This is a genomic window from Citrobacter europaeus, assembly GCA_020099315.1.
Lineage (GTDB): Bacteria > Pseudomonadota > Gammaproteobacteria > Enterobacterales > Enterobacteriaceae > Citrobacter > Citrobacter europaeus.
Genome location: CP083650.1, coordinates 2576028 through 2590601 on the forward strand (window position 1 = coordinate 2576028; position 14574 = coordinate 2590601).

Consider the following 14574-nt stretch of genomic DNA (forward strand, 5'->3'; position numbering starts at 1 on the left):
ACTTGGGCGATCTTTTACTCATTATTAGTTGGTAATTTTCATATGCAGCTGGAATGCGTTGGTTTTCCCTTCATCTTTCGCCGCGCCTTTTTGATATATTCTGATAGTATACTTACCGCTGGCAGGCAGCGTATTTTTATAAGTATCACCGCTCATCATGCCATCAAAAATGAATTGATCGCCCGGTGCAATAATACTCATGAAAGGATGAGGCCAGGCGCTTTTCAGAACTGCTTGCAGGGTCTGCCCTTTTTTGGCGACAAACGTATAATCTTTTGTTTTATCACCCGTAATTGTACCCTTGATATCTGCCCCGCTGGTGCCTTTTTTAAACTGGATCACATGCGTTTCATCCGCTTTATACGCCGCATGCGCAGGTACAGTTGCCAAAAGCAAACTTCCACAGAACATTGTACTGATAATTAGCTTTACACTTTTCACTTTATTAATACCCTCAGTCATTATTGTGTTTTTTATAACATACCTCGCTGTGCATTCATAAATGGGAAAGTGTCCATTTTTCGCTATTAGCAATGTTATCCAATTAATATCTGAATAAATTAACACTGAAAGGCAGTGATTAAATAAAATCGAGGGAAATAATCTTAAAAAAAGAAAAAATCCGCCATTAAACACATGCTGTAGAAAATGCGTTATTGCTAACTTTACACCTGTCTTACCACCGCCAGGCAAAAGCATCCTGGTACGATCTGCCGGAACCCCATTCTGTTGGTGCGTTGGCAGCATGGCGAGCAATTTTGCACCACTTGCTTCCCTCACACCCCGAACTCTGCACTGTTTTTTTTAAAGTTTTTAGAGGAACATTTTTCTGTTGTATAATGCCCTGCACTTTACCTAAAAACACGAGTGCAACCATGATTGATACTTCTCTCCCCCTGACCGACGTCCATCGCCACCTTGATGGTAACATCCGTGCCCAAACGATCCTGGATCTGGGTCGTCAGTTCAACTTGACGCTTCCGGCGCAAACGCTGGAAACGCTGATCCCTCATGTGCAAGTCACATCAACTGAGCCGGATTTAGTGAGCTTTTTATCCAAGCTCGATTGGGGCGTGAAGGTTCTGGCCTCGCTGGATGCCTGTCGCCGCGTGGCATTTGAGAATATTGAGGATGCGGCACGTAACGGTCTGCACTATGTAGAATTACGTTTTTCTCCAGGCTATATGGCGATGGCGCATCAGCTTCCCGTCGCGGGCGTGGTTGAAGCCGTCATTGCCGGCGTACGCGAGGGTTGCAAGACCTTTGGCGTTGAAGCACGCTTAATTGGCATTATGAGTCGTACCTTCGGCGAAGCTGCCTGCCTGCAGGAACTGGATGCGCTGTTAGCCCACCGCGACCATATTACGGCACTGGATCTGGCTGGTGACGAACTGGGGTTCCCGGGCAGTCTGTTCCTGTCACACTTCAACCAGGCACGCGACGCCGGCTGGCGTATTACCGTGCATGCGGGCGAAGCTGCGGGCCCCGAAAGCATCTGGCAGGCCATTAAAGAGCTGGGCGCTGAACGTATTGGTCACGGCGTTAAAGCCGTAGAAGATCGTGCGTTGATGGATTATCTCGCCGAGCACCGTATCGGCATCGAATCCTGCCTGACATCAAATATTCAGACCAGCACCGTTGCCTCTCTGGCGGCCCATCCGCTGAAAACGTTCCTCGAGCATGGGGTGTTAGCCAGTTTGAATACGGACGACCCGGCTGTTCAGGGGGTGGATATTATTCACGAGTACACCATTGCCGCACCAGCAGTAGGCCTTACGCGCGAACAGATCCGCCAGGCGCAAATCAACGGTCTGGAAATGGCATTCCTGAGTAACGAAGAAAAACGTGCCTTGCGTGAGAAAGTCGCCGCAGCGTAACGATAAAGTGCCGGATGGCGTAACGCTTATCCGGCATTAGTTCAATCAGGCAAGGCAAAGCGTCGAACGATGTTTTGCGGATTCGATACCCAGCTCAATCAGCTCCATAATTTGGATAGCCTGTCTTGCCGGGACCGGGTTCTCACCGTTACCGTTTAGCGCATCACGAATGCCAGCATAGTACGCCGGATAGTTACCCGGTACGGTAAGCCAGGTTTCTTCAACCTGCTCTTCACCTTCTATTCGCGTCAATACGCCATCGCGCATGTCATAACCCCAGTCTTCCTGAGGCAACCGCTCGCCATTTTTCAAACGCTCTTCCTGCGGGTCAAGACCATACTTCACATAGCTGCCGCGCGATCCGTGCACAATATAACGGGCCGATTCTGCGGCAGCGAGCATGGTACCGTGTAGAATCACTCGCCGCTGCGGATACGTCAGGATGGCATGAAAGTAATCCGTCGCCTGCGCACCGGGGCGCAGTTGGGCGAGGTCTACCGTCAGGCTGACGGGCAAACCAAACAGATTAATCGCCTGATCCAAAAGATGCGGTGCTAAATCGTACCAGATGCCGCTTCCCGGGCCGCCCTGTTCACGCCAGCGGTCACGAACCTGCGGGCGAAAACGATCGAAATGAGATTCAAAATACGCAACCTCCCCCAAAACGCCATCCGCCAACAAGGCTTTCAGCGTCAGGAAATCACTGTCCCAGCGACGGTTATGGAACACAGATAATACGCGCCCGAGGCTGCGCGCCAGCGCATCCAGCTCACGAGCTTGTGACAGTGTCACGGTGAAAGGCTTATCAACAACCACATGTTTGCCCGCTTCCAGCGCGGCCTTCGCTAACGGGAAGTGCGTGTCATTAGGCGTGGGGATCACTATCAGGTCGATATTGGGATCGTTAAAAAGATGTTTAGGCTCGGCAACAACCGCCACCGTAGGCCAGTCTGCCTTCACTTTTGCTTCATCACTACTGGAAACCGCAGCCAGTTCCAGGCCCGGTGTACCCACAATCAGGGGGGCATGGAAGGTTTTGCTGGCATAACCATAGCCAATTAGCCCAACGCGGATGTTGTCACTCATGTTATTGCCTCTCAATTCAAAACAGACCTATTTCACACCATACCTTGCAACGTCTCAATAGTTTAATAACCTTTGCGCTACAAAGGTCGTTTCTTAACTTAAGTCAAACATATGCCACTTACGCTTAACTTGCAGCGAAAAAGAGGTAGAAATCGTTCCCAATCATCTTGCTGTATTAATGAGAGATTAGTAACATTTGCAGCCTGTGTTTAAGGATAAATCAAAGCAAATGTCATCAGTAATGAATCGTCTTATTGAATTAACAGGTTGGATTGTTCTCGCCGTCTCCGTAATCCTGCTGGGTGTTGCCAATCATATTGACAATTACCAGCCACCGGAGCCCGTTGCTGCTGTGCAGAAGAAATAAGCGTCGGTAGTCGTTTATTCCCGGCAATTCACATGTAGTAGCTGCAAGGTTTGGCTGCAAAAGATCGAATTCTGTCAAAAAAAGCGAATTAGGCCGCATCCCGCTCCGCCGCATATTGCCTGCTGTGGCGAAGCGGGTTACCCTTGCTGCAGGTGCGTATAGCGCCTGCTTTTTCACAGGTATGAACACTCTTCTTACACTTGCACGTAAATCCGCTTTTACCTGTGCACGTTGTTTATTTTTATATTTTCTACTCCGTTGGTATTATTTTATTTATATGGATCTGCATTTATGACTGTTCAGGATTACTTATTAAAATTCCGCAAAATCAGTTCACTCGATAGTCTGGAAAAACTGTTCGACCATCTTAACTACACGCTCACTGACGATAGCGACATTATCAATATGTACCGTGCCGCAGACCATCGCCGTGCGGAGCTTATCTCGGGAGGTCGTCTGTTTGATGTCGGTCAGGTACCTAAATCAGTCTGGCATTACGTGCAATAGAGAAGAAAGTAGCGCTCAACGTTAAAAGCTTTATAATAATTGCCCCAAAATGAATGGCATGATTGATTGCGCGCGTAAACCTGGAGAAGAGATGACTACCACACCGGCACAACGTATCGGAGGCTGGCTCCTTGGGCCACTGGCCTGGCTGTTAGTCGCGTTGTTGAGCGCTTCGCTGGCGTTACTACTTTATGTCACTGCGCTGGCTACACCGCAAACCTTCAAAATGCTGGGTGAACAAAGTACGGTCAATTTGCTGTTATGGGGCGTTTCCTTTATTACCGCGATCGCCATGTGGTATTACACGCTGTGGCTGACGATTGCGTTTTTCAAACGCAGAGCCTGTGTACCTAAACATTATATTCTGTGGCTGCTGATCTCCGTGTTGCTGGCGATTAAAGCGTTTGCGTTTTCACCGGTCCCGGACGCCTTTGCCGTGCGCCAACTGCTGTTCCCATTGTTGGCTGCAGCACTGCTGGTGCCCTACTTCAAACGATCGCAGCGCGTTAAATCGACGTTTGTGAACCCGTAATAACCCTACAGTTAACCTGTTGTCGCCTGTTGTAGATTGTCAGATAATAGGCGGCTTTTTTATTTCAGGCCGAAAAATGACTGATTACCTGCTGCTGTTTGTCGGAACTGTACTGGTCAATAACTTTGTACTGGTCAAGTTTCTGGGCCTTTGCCCGTTTATGGGTGTTTCCAAAAAACTGGAAACCGCAATGGGTATGGGCCTTGCCACGACGTTTGTCATGACACTGGCATCCATTTGCGCATGGCTGATTGATACCTGGATCCTAATCCCGCTCAATCTCATCTATCTGCGCACGCTGGCTTTTATTCTGGTTATCGCCGTCGTGGTGCAATTTACCGAGATGGTTGTACGCAAAACCAGCCCTGCACTTTACCGCCTGCTGGGGATCTTCCTTCCGTTGATCACCACTAACTGCGCGGTATTGGGTGTAGCGCTACTGAACATCAACCTCGGTCATAACTTTTTACAGTCGGCGCTATACGGTTTTTCTGCCGCAGTCGGCTTCTCGCTGGTGATGGTACTGTTCGCGGCAATTCGCGAACGTCTCGCCGTGGCGGACGTCCCTGCGCCATTTCGCGGGAATGCGATTGCGCTGATTACCGCCGGTTTAATGTCATTAGCCTTTATGGGCTTTAGTGGTTTGGTGAAGTTGTAATGAATGCTATCTGGATTGCCGTTGCCGCAGTGAGTCTACTGGGTCTGGCGTTCGGCGCTATTTTGGGTTATGCCTCACGACGTTTCGCCGTTGAAGATGATCCGGTTGTGGAGAAAATTGATGAAATTCTCCCGCAAAGCCAGTGTGGACAATGTGGCTATCCGGGCTGTCATCCTTATGCTGAAGCGATCGGCGCTCAGGGTGAAAAAATTAACCGTTGCGCTCCCGGTGGCGAAGCGGTGATGTTAAAAATTGCCGCCCTGCTGAACGTCGATCCGCAGCCGATTGATGGTGATGAACAAGACGTTACGCCCGTGCGTATGCTGGCGGTCATTGATGAAAATAACTGTATCGGTTGCACAAAGTGCATTCAGGCCTGCCCGGTTGATGCGATTGTGGGTGCGACGCGCGCCATGCATACGGTGATGAGCGATCTCTGCACCGGGTGCAACCTGTGCGTTGATCCGTGCCCAACGCAATGTATCGAATTACGTCCGGTAGCCGAAACACCAGATAGCTGGAAATGGGATTTAAACACCATTCCTGTGCGCATCATTCCCGTGGAACAACATGTTTAAGTTATTCTCTGCATTCAGAAAAAACAAAATCTGGGACTTTGATGGCGGCATTCATCCACCAGAAATGAAAACCCAGTCAAACGGCACGCCGTTGCGGCAGGTTCCGCTGGCGCCACGCTTTGTTATTCCGCTGAAGCAACATATTGGCGCGGAAGGTGAGCTGTGCGTAAACGTGGGTGATACCGTACTGCGAGGTCAGGCGTTAACCCTCGGGCGAGGCAAAATGCTTCCGGTCCATGCACCAACGTCAGGCACCGTTGTTGCCATTGCCCCGCACTCTACGGCACACCCATCGGCACTGGCTGAGTTGAGCGTTATCATAGACGCCGATGGCGAAGATCGCTGGATTGAGCGGGATGGCTGGACCGATTACCGCTCCCGCAGCCGGGAAGAGCTGATCGCGCGTATTCACCAGTTCGGCGTTGCCGGACTGGGTGGCGCAGGTTTCCCCACCGGCGTCAAACTACAGGGCGGCGGAGATAAAATTGAAACGCTGATCATCAACGCCGCTGAATGCGAGCCATACATTACGGCTGATGACCGCCTGATGCAGGACTGCGCGGCGCAGGTCGTCGAAGGTATCCGTATCCTTGCGCATATTCTTCAGCCACGCGAAATTTTGGTGGGCATCGAAGATAACAAACCGCAGGCAATTTCTATGCTGCGCGCAGTGATGGCTGATTCACACGATATTAGCTTACGTGTGATCCCCACTAAGTATCCTTCAGGCGGGGCCAAGCAATTAACACAAATCCTGACTGGCAAGCAGGTTCCCCACGGCGGACGTTCCTCAGATATCGGCGTACTGATGCAAAACGTCGGAACCGCTTATGCCATCAAACGCGCGGTGATTGATGGTGAACCGATCACCGAGCGTGTCGTGACGCTCACTGGTGAAGCCGTCAGCCGTCCGGGCAACGTCTGGGCGCGTTTAGGCACGCCGGTTCGTCATCTGCTCAACGACGCGGGCTTCTGCCCTTCCGCCGACCAGATGGTCATTATGGGCGGACCGCTGATGGGCTTTACGCTGCCGTGGCTGGATGTACCCGTGGTAAAGATTACCAACTGTCTTCTGGCGCCCTCTGCCAGTGAAATGGGGGAAACGCCGGAAGAGAAAGGCTGCATTCGCTGTAGCGCTTGCGCCGATGCCTGCCCAGCCGATCTCCTGCCGCAGCAGCTTTATTGGTTCAGTAAAGGGCAACAGCACGACAAAGCAACGGCTCACAATATCGCCGACTGTATTGAATGCGGTGCCTGCGCCTGGGTATGCCCTAGCAACATTCCACTGGTGCAGTATTTCCGCCAGGAAAAAGCCGAGATTTACGCCATTAGTCAGGAAGAAAAACGTGCCGCCGAAGCAAAAGCACGATTCGAAGCCCGACAGGCACGCCTTGAACGAGAAAAAGCTGCACGTCTTGAACGCCACAAAAGCGCCGCCGCTCAGCCTGCAGCTAAAGATCATGATGCCATTGCCGCCGCGCTGGCTCGCGTAAAAGAAAAGCAGGCCCAGGCAATGCAGCCGGTAGTCATTCAGGCTGGCGAAAAACCTGACAATAGCGCCGTGATTGCCGCACGCGAGGCGCGTAAGGCACAAGCTCGCGCGGCCCGGACTGAAAATCCACCACAAATTGAAGGCAACAGTGCGGGTACAGATCCGCGTAAAGCCGCCGTGGAAGCGGCTATTGCACGCGCCAAAGCCCGCAAGCTTGAGCAGCAACCGGAAACGGAAACCGTCGAACCGGTGGATCCGCGCAAAGCCGCCGTGGAAGCGGCTATCGCCCGTGCCAAAGCCCGCAAGCTTGAGCAGCAACCGGAAACGGAAACCGTCGAACCGGTTGATCCGCGCAAAGCCGCCGTGGAAGCGGCTATCGCCCGCGCTAAAGCCCGCAAGCTTGAGCAGCAGGCAGTAACGGAAACAGCCGAGCCAGTTGATCCGCGTAAAGCCGCCGTGGAAGCGGCTATCGCCCGCGCTAAAGCCCGCAAGCTTGAGCAGCAGGCAGTAACGGAAACAGCCGAGCCAGTTGATCCGCGTAAAGCCGCCGTCGCGGCCGCTATCGCACGCGCTCAGGCAAAGAAAGCCGCACAGCAGCAGGTTGTAAACGAGGAATAAATGGTATTCAGAATAGCAAGCTCCCCTTATACCCATAACCAGCGCCAGACATCGCGCATCATGATACTGGTGTTACTTGCTGCATTGCCGGGGATCGCCGCTCAGCTGTGGTTTTTTGGCTGGGGAACGTTGTTCCAGATAGTTCTGGCAGCCGTCAGCGCTATCGCTGCCGAAGCGGGCGTACTTAAACTGCGTAAACAGCCTATTGTCACGGTATTAAAAGACAACTCTGCTTTACTCACCGGGCTGCTACTGGCGGTGAGTATTCCCCCGCTCGCCCCCTGGTGGATGGTGGTTTTAGGCACGGTATTCGCCGTTATCATCGCTAAGCAACTGTATGGCGGCCTCGGCCAGAACCCGTTTAACCCTGCCATGATTGGTTACGTCGTACTGCTTATCTCATTTCCGGTACAGATGACCAGTTGGCTGCCGCCGCATGAAATTGCGGCTACTGTGCCTGGGTTCTTTGACGCCCTTAACGTTATCTTTAGTGGACATACCGCCAGCGGCGGGGATATGAACACGTTGCGTATGGGCATTGATGGTATCAGTCAGGCAACGCCTCTCGACACCTTTAAGACTTCGCTGCATGCGGGACATACTGTTGAGCAGGTGATGCAATACCCAATCTACAGCGGCATGCTTGCAGGCGCTGGCTGGCAGTGGGTTAACCTTGCCTGGCTGGTCGGCGGTGTCATACTGTTATGGCAGAAAGCGATTCGCTGGCATATCCCGGTTAGCTTCCTGCTGTCGCTTGCGGTTTGCGCAACTTTAGGCTGGATTTTCTCGCCAGAATCGCTGGCCTCACCTCAGTTGCACCTCCTTTCCGGCGCGACCATGTTAGGTGCATTTTTTATTCTTACCGACCCCGTTACAGCATCAACCACCAACCGTGGCCGTCTGATTTTTGGCGCGCTTGCAGGCCTGCTCGTGTGGTTGATTCGCAGTTTTGGCGGTTATCCTGATGGCGTCGCTTTTGCCGTTTTACTGGCAAATATCACGGTTCCGCTGATTGATTATTACACTCGCCCTCGCGTGTACGGACATCGCTAAGGATTCCCTATGCTGAAAACGATTCGTAAACACGGTATTACACTGGCGCTATTTGCTGCGGGCTCGACGGGGTTAACCGCGGCAATCAATCAATTAACTAAGTCCACTATTGATGAACAGGCCGCGCTGCAGCAAAAAGCGCTGTTCGATCAAGTTCTGCCTGGCGATCGCTACAATAATAACTTGTCTGAGAGTTGTTATCTGGTCGATGCGCCAGCGTTGGGCAAAGGCAGTCACCGGGTGTATATTGCCCGCCAGGACGATCGCCCCGTTGCAGCAGTTCTTGAAGCTACGGCGCCAGATGGTTATTCCGGGGCTATTCAACTGCTGGTTGGCGTCGATTTTACCGGTACCGTGTTGGGTACGCGGGTGACCGAGCATCATGAAACGCCAGGACTGGGCGATAAAATCGAACTGCGACTGTCCGATTGGATAACCCACTTTAGCGGCAAAACGATCGCGGCGGGTAATGATTCCCACTGGGCGGTGAAAAAAGACGGCGGAGACTTTGACCAGTTTACAGGTGCCACCATTACACCGCGTGCGGTAGTGAATGCAGTAAAACGCGCCGGTTTGTATGCGCAGACGCTACCCGCGCAACTTCCTCAACTTAGCGCCTGTGGAGAATAAACCATGAGCGAAATTAAAGACGTTATTGTCCAGGGGTTATGGAAAAATAACTCCGCGCTTGTGCAGCTACTCGGGATGTGTCCGCTGTTGGCCGTCACCTCTACTGCCACTAATGCGCTGGGTCTGGGACTCGCGACTACGCTCGTCCTGACGTTGACGAACCTGACGATTTCAGCCCTTCGTCGCTGGACACCGCCAGAAATTCGTATTCCGATTTATGTCATGATCATCGCCTCCGTGGTGAGCGCGGTGCAGATGTTGATCAATGCCTACGCTTTTGGACTGTATCAGTCTCTGGGCATCTTTATCCCGCTGATTGTGACCAACTGTATTGTTGTTGGTCGTGCGGAAGCCTTCGCCGCCAAAAAGGGACCTGCTTTATCCGCACTCGATGGTTTCTCCATCGGCATGGGCGCAACAGGTGCCATGTTTGTTCTGGGCTCGCTGCGTGAAATAATTGGTAACGGTACACTATTTGATGGCGCAGACGGTTTGTTGGGTAGTTGGGCCAAAGTCTTGCGCGTTGAGATCTTCCATACTGATACGCCGTTTCTGCTGGCCATGCTGCCACCGGGCGCGTTTATAGGCCTGGGTCTGATGCTGGCGGTGAAGTATCTGATTGATGAGAAAATGAAGAAACGTCGTGCCGAGGCGGCTGTCGCGGACAGTCCCGTGGGTGAAACAGGGAATGTGTAATGAACAAAGCAAAACGTCTGGAAATACTGACGCGCCTGCGTGATAACAATCCGCATCCGACAACCGAGCTTAATTTTACATCGCCGTTTGAACTGCTGATTTCGGTCTTGCTCTCCGCGCAGGCCACCGATGTCAGCGTCAATAAAGCGACGGCTAAGCTGTACCCCGTCGCTAATACCCCTGCCGCGATGCTGGAGCTCGGCGTTGAAGGTGTTAAGTCCTACATCAAGACAATTGGTTTGTTTAACAGCAAAGCGGAGAATGTGATTAAAACCTGCCGCATTCTGCTGGAACAACATAATGGTGAAGTGCCTGAAGACCGTGCCGCATTAGAAGCCCTGCCCGGAGTTGGACGAAAAACTGCAAATGTAGTGTTAAATACCGCCTTTGGCTGGCCCACTATCGCCGTAGATACGCATATTTTTCGCGTCTGTAATCGTACGCAATTCGCTCCGGGTAAAAACGTTGAGCAGGTTGAAGAGAAACTGCTGAAGGTTGTACCCAGTGAATTTAAAGTCGATTGCCATCACTGGTTAATTCTTCATGGCCGCTACACCTGCATAGCCCGAAAGCCGCGCTGCGGTTCCTGTATTATCGAAGATCTCTGCGAATTCAAAGAGAAAGTCGATATCTGATGCTGCCGGGGCATCCTGTTTGCCCCTCGCACACATAACGATTAGTTATGCACTCCCCTGAGTTTCTTTTGCCGACAATGATGCCGCTCTGGCGCTCATATCTAATGTAATATTCTTGTGAATTATCACCTGAGCAGGTTAATCGTTTTTTTAGCAAAAGAAATTTCTATCTATACGTGATCCAGATCACCCAGATAACACAATGTTAATAATTTTTTATTTTTCAGTTAAAGTGACAATCAGATGACCTAACTGAACAGTTTCTAAACAAAACATTACACTGGCTATTTTTCAGATAATGGCCTATATCACTGGATTCAACCTTAAATAGCAGAACATATCGCCACATTGCGGTTTCTGGCCTGATTAAACAGTGTAAAAATCTGCCATTTTTCAAATGAAGAAATTTAACGCTAGATAACATTTCGCAGCCCCGACGATTTCACCAGTCATGATATATGTAACAGATTATTACAAAGCACTTGTCTGAAGGGTCAAGATAGTGAACATTACTTGCCGTTTCCCCTCCCACTATAACAATCGGACGGATGAACTTGACTCATCACGTACCTGAACACCCCCGTTGATATGGGATGTAAAAAAAGAGGTAAAAGTGTCTACTGCAAACAATAAACCAACAGAAAGCGTGAGTTTAAACGCCTTCAAACAACCAAAAGCGTTCTATCTCATTTTCTCTATTGAGCTGTGGGAACGTTTTGGTTATTACGGCCTGCAAGGGATTATGGCCGTCTACCTGGTTAAACAGCTGGGTATGTCAGAAGCGGATTCCATCACCCTTTTCTCGTCCTTTAGCGCCCTGGTGTACGGTCTGGTTGCCATTGGCGGCTGGTTAGGTGATAAAGTTCTGGGAACAAAACGCGTCATTATGCTCGGCGCAATTGTCCTGGCCATCGGTTATGCACTGGTTGCATGGTCCGGTCATGATGCGGGTATCGTTTATATGGGCATGGCGGCCATCGCGGTCGGTAACGGCCTGTTTAAAGCAAACCCATCCTCCCTGCTCTCTACCTGCTATGCCAAAGATGACCCGCGTCTTGATGGTGCATTTACTATGTACTACATGTCCGTCAACATCGGTTCATTCTTCTCTATGCTGGCAACGCCGTGGTTAGCTGCGCGTTACGGCTGGAGCACCGCGTTCGCCCTGAGCGTCGTAGGTATGCTGATTACCGTTGTTAACTTCGCATTCTGCCAGCGCTGGGTTAAACAGTACGGTTCTAAACCTGACTTTGAGCCGATCAACTTCCGTAACCTGCTGCTGACTATTGCTGGCGTTGTGGTACTGATCGCCATTGCAACCTGGTTGCTGCACAACCAGCAGATCGCACGTATGGTTCTGGGCGTCATTGCGCTGGGTATCGTATTTATCTTCGGTAAAGAAGCCTTCACCATGCACGGTGCTGCACGTCGTAAAATGATCGTCGCCTTCATTCTGATGCTTGAAGCGATTATCTTCTTCGTACTGTACAGCCAGATGCCGACCTCACTGAACTTCTTCGCGATTCGTAACGTTGAGCACTCTATTCTTGGTATTGCTTTCGAACCTGAGCAGTATCAGGCGCTGAACCCGTTCTGGATCATCATTGGTAGCCCAATCCTCGCCGCTATCTATAACAAGATGGGCGATACCCTGCCAATGCCGACTAAGTTTGCGATTGGTATGGTGCTGTGTTCCGGTGCGTTCCTGATCCTGCCGCTGGGCGCGAAATTCGCTACCGACGCGGGCATCGTATCCGTTAACTGGCTGATCATCTGCTATGGTCTGCAAAGTATCGGTGAACTGATGATCTCCGGTCTGGGTCTGGCAATGGTGGCTCAGTTGGTACCGCAACGCCTGATGGGCTTCATCATGGGTAGCTGGTTCCTGACCACTGCCGGTGCAAACATCATCGGTGGTTACGTCGCTAACATGATGGCTGTACCAGAGAACGTGACTGACCCGCTGATGTCCCTTGAAGTCTACGGTCGTGTGTTCCTGCAGATTGGTGTTGCAACGGCGGTTATCGCTGTTCTGATGCTGCTGACGGCGCCAAAACTGAATCGTATGACTCAGGACGATGACGTCAATGAGAAAGCCTCTAAGGCCGCGACAGCGTAATTCTCAGGGAAACTCATTTTCAGGCCGCTAACTGATGTTAGCGGCTTTTTTTTTGCCTGAGCTAGCACTACCATACGATATACCTCAGCCAAAAGGAGTTACCGATGAAACTGTTCTACAAACCGGGCGCTTGTTCTCTCGCTTCCCACATCACCCTTCGGGAGAGTGGTAAAGATTTCACGCTGGATGGTGTTGATCTGATGAAGAAACGTCTGGAAAACGGCGATGATTTTTTCGCGGTAAACCCAAAAGGTCAAGTTCCCGCGCTGCTGCTGGATGACGGTACGCTATTGACCGAAGGCGTCGCCATCATGCAATATCTGGCGGACACCGTACCAGACCGTCAGCTCCTTGCCCCAACCAGCAGCCTCTCCCGTTACAAAACCATCGAATGGCTTAACTACATTGCGACAGAACTGCATAAAGGCTTTACGCCTCTGTTCCGTCCCGATACGCCGGAAGACTTCAAGCCAACCGTTCGCGCGCAGCTGGAGAAAAAAATGCAGTACGTAAACGAGTCGCTGAAAGACGATCAATGGATCTGCGGCCCGCGCTTTAGCATCGCCGATGCCTATCTGTTCACCGTGCTGCGTTGGGCTTATGCGGTTAAGCTGAATATGGCAGGATTAAGCCATATCGACGCGTATATGGCCCGTATGGCTGAACGCCCGGCGGTTGCCGCAGCGCTCAAAGCAGAAGGATTGAGCTAATCACTAATGTGCCGGATGGCGGCGCCAGGCGCCTTATCCGGCCTACTTACTTGTCCGACCGACGGCCAAACGTAGGCCCGATAAGCGTGAACGCTATCGGGCATTGATTACAGCTGCGTCGCGCTGAAGTAGTGCTCAGGCTTCGCGATACGATCCTGTGCGGCCACGACCTGCAGCTCATACTCGTGCATTTCTTTGGTGGTAATCATCACTTCGTATACCGCCGCCGTCACATGCTCAAGCGCCTGCTGTAAAGACGCGCCCTGCAGCAGTTTCACCAGTAATAAGCCACTGGTAACATCACCCACGCCAACCGGCTGGCGAGCGCCAAAATCAACTAACGGTCGGCTGATGTGCCACGCCCGTTCAGCCGTGACCAGCAGCATCTCGAAACGATCGGTGCTGATACCCGCGCGGGCCAGATGCTTCACCAGCACAATTTCTGGTCCCTGAGCGATAAGCTCACGCGCTGCCGCCACTGCCTCATTGACATTACTCACCGCATGCTCGCACAGAATTTCGAGCTCAACCAGGTTTGGGGCGATAATATCGCTGGCCGGAAGCGCGTGGCGTACATGAAACTCCGCCACGCCCGGCGCGACAATACACCCTTTTTCCGGATGGCCCATCACCGGATCGCAAAAGTATTTCGCCCGCGGGTTGGCCGCTTTAACCTGGCGAACAATGCCCAGAATATGCTCGCCCTGTTCAGCCGAGCCAAGATAGCCACTCAATACGGCGTCACAGGTCTGAAGTTTATCGATATCGGCAATACCCTGGACGATTTCGGTCAGATGGCTCGGCGGCATCACGCAACCGGTCCATTTGCCGTACTGTGTGTGGTTAGAAAACTGAACGGTATTCAGCGGCCAGACATTTGCGCCAAGACGACGCATTGGAAACTCTGCAGCACTATTACCCGCATGACCAAAAACAACGTGGGACTGGATGGCGAGGATATTCTTCATTTTACTTACCACAACCCTGAAAAAATAAAGGGGCGTAGTTTCCCACGC

The 14574-nt window shown here is 51.6% G+C and carries 16 protein-coding genes; 13 read left to right on the forward strand and 3 right to left on the reverse strand.

Translation table 11 applies throughout. The annotated features are described in order from the left end of the window. Window positions 1–24 precede the first annotated feature (24 nt). A complete protein-coding gene (locus tag LA337_12155) occupies window positions 25–780 on the reverse strand; it encodes a hypothetical protein (protein ID UBI13965.1) in 756 nt (251 codons plus the stop codon). Between the two features lie 95 nt (window positions 781–875). On the opposite strand from LA337_12155, the gene add reads away from it, so the two are divergent. Next, window positions 876–1877, forward strand: a complete 1002-nt coding sequence (add, locus tag LA337_12160) for an adenosine deaminase (GenBank protein ID UBI13966.1) — start codon at window positions 876–878, stop codon at window positions 1875–1877. A gap of 45 nt (window positions 1878–1922) precedes the next feature. Here the strand turns inward: add and LA337_12165 are convergent, their stop codons facing one another. Beyond that, window positions 1923–2963, reverse strand: a complete 1041-nt coding sequence (locus LA337_12165; protein ID UBI13967.1) for an oxidoreductase — start codon at window positions 2961–2963, stop codon at window positions 1923–1925. Between the two features lie 241 nt (window positions 2964–3204). On the opposite strand from LA337_12165, the gene blr reads away from it, so the two are divergent. From blr to gstA, 12 genes are all read left to right on the forward strand, one after another. After that, complete coding sequence (gene blr, locus LA337_12170; GenBank protein ID UBI18452.1) at window positions 3205–3330, forward strand: division septum protein Blr; 126 nt, start codon at window positions 3205–3207, stop codon at window positions 3328–3330. 291 nt (window positions 3331–3621) lie between these two features. Further along, complete coding sequence (gene ydgT / locus LA337_12175) at window positions 3622–3837, forward strand: transcription modulator YdgT (protein UBI13968.1); 216 nt, start codon at window positions 3622–3624, stop codon at window positions 3835–3837. Window positions 3838–3928: 91 nt separating this feature from the next. Continuing rightward, window positions 3929–4369: a DUF2569 domain-containing protein gene (locus LA337_12180; GenBank protein ID UBI13969.1), complete on the forward strand. Its 441-nt coding sequence runs from the start codon at window positions 3929–3931 to the stop codon at window positions 4367–4369. 76 nt (window positions 4370–4445) lie between these two features. Then, a complete protein-coding gene (gene rsxA / locus LA337_12185) occupies window positions 4446–5027 on the forward strand; it encodes an electron transport complex subunit RsxA (GenBank protein UBI13970.1) in 582 nt (193 codons plus the stop codon). Then, a complete protein-coding gene (rsxB, locus tag LA337_12190; protein UBI13971.1) occupies window positions 5027–5605 on the forward strand; it encodes an electron transport complex subunit RsxB in 579 nt (192 codons plus the stop codon). The genes rsxA and rsxB overlap by 1 nt, the downstream gene beginning before the upstream one ends. Then, a complete protein-coding gene (rsxC, locus tag LA337_12195; protein ID UBI13972.1) occupies window positions 5598–7715 on the forward strand; it encodes an electron transport complex subunit RsxC in 2118 nt (705 codons plus the stop codon). Before rsxB ends, rsxC begins: the two co-directional genes overlap by 8 nt. Next, window positions 7716–8768 (forward strand): electron transport complex subunit RsxD, encoded by a 1053-nt coding sequence (gene rsxD / locus LA337_12200; GenBank protein UBI13973.1) that lies wholly within the window; start codon window positions 7716–7718, stop codon window positions 8766–8768. It begins immediately after the preceding gene. A gap of 9 nt (window positions 8769–8777) precedes the next feature. Next, window positions 8778–9398, forward strand: coding sequence for an electron transport complex subunit RsxG (gene rsxG / locus LA337_12205; protein ID UBI13974.1), 621 nt, complete (start codon window positions 8778–8780; stop codon window positions 9396–9398). 3 nt (window positions 9399–9401) lie between these two features. Continuing rightward, window positions 9402–10094: an electron transport complex subunit E gene (locus tag LA337_12210; protein UBI13975.1), complete on the forward strand. Its 693-nt coding sequence runs from the start codon at window positions 9402–9404 to the stop codon at window positions 10092–10094. Next, window positions 10094–10729 (forward strand): endonuclease III, encoded by a 636-nt coding sequence (gene nth / locus LA337_12215; protein ID UBI13976.1) that lies wholly within the window; start codon window positions 10094–10096, stop codon window positions 10727–10729. Before LA337_12210 ends, nth begins: the two co-directional genes overlap by 1 nt. Window positions 10730–11342: 613 nt before the next feature. Then, window positions 11343–12848: a dipeptide/tripeptide permease DtpA gene (dtpA, locus tag LA337_12220; protein ID UBI13977.1), complete on the forward strand. Its 1506-nt coding sequence runs from the start codon at window positions 11343–11345 to the stop codon at window positions 12846–12848. Window positions 12849–12952: 104 nt separating this feature from the next. Further along, window positions 12953–13558 carry a glutathione transferase GstA gene (gene gstA, locus LA337_12225; protein UBI13978.1) on the forward strand — a complete coding sequence of 202 codons (606 nt, stop codon included), beginning with the start codon at window positions 12953–12955 and terminating at the stop codon, window positions 13556–13558. Between the two features lie 107 nt (window positions 13559–13665). Here gstA and pdxY read toward each other — a convergent pair whose 3' ends face one another. Beyond that, complete coding sequence (pdxY, locus tag LA337_12230; protein UBI13979.1) at window positions 13666–14526, reverse strand: pyridoxal kinase PdxY; 861 nt, start codon at window positions 14524–14526, stop codon at window positions 13666–13668. Window positions 14527–14574: the final 48 nt, after the last annotated feature.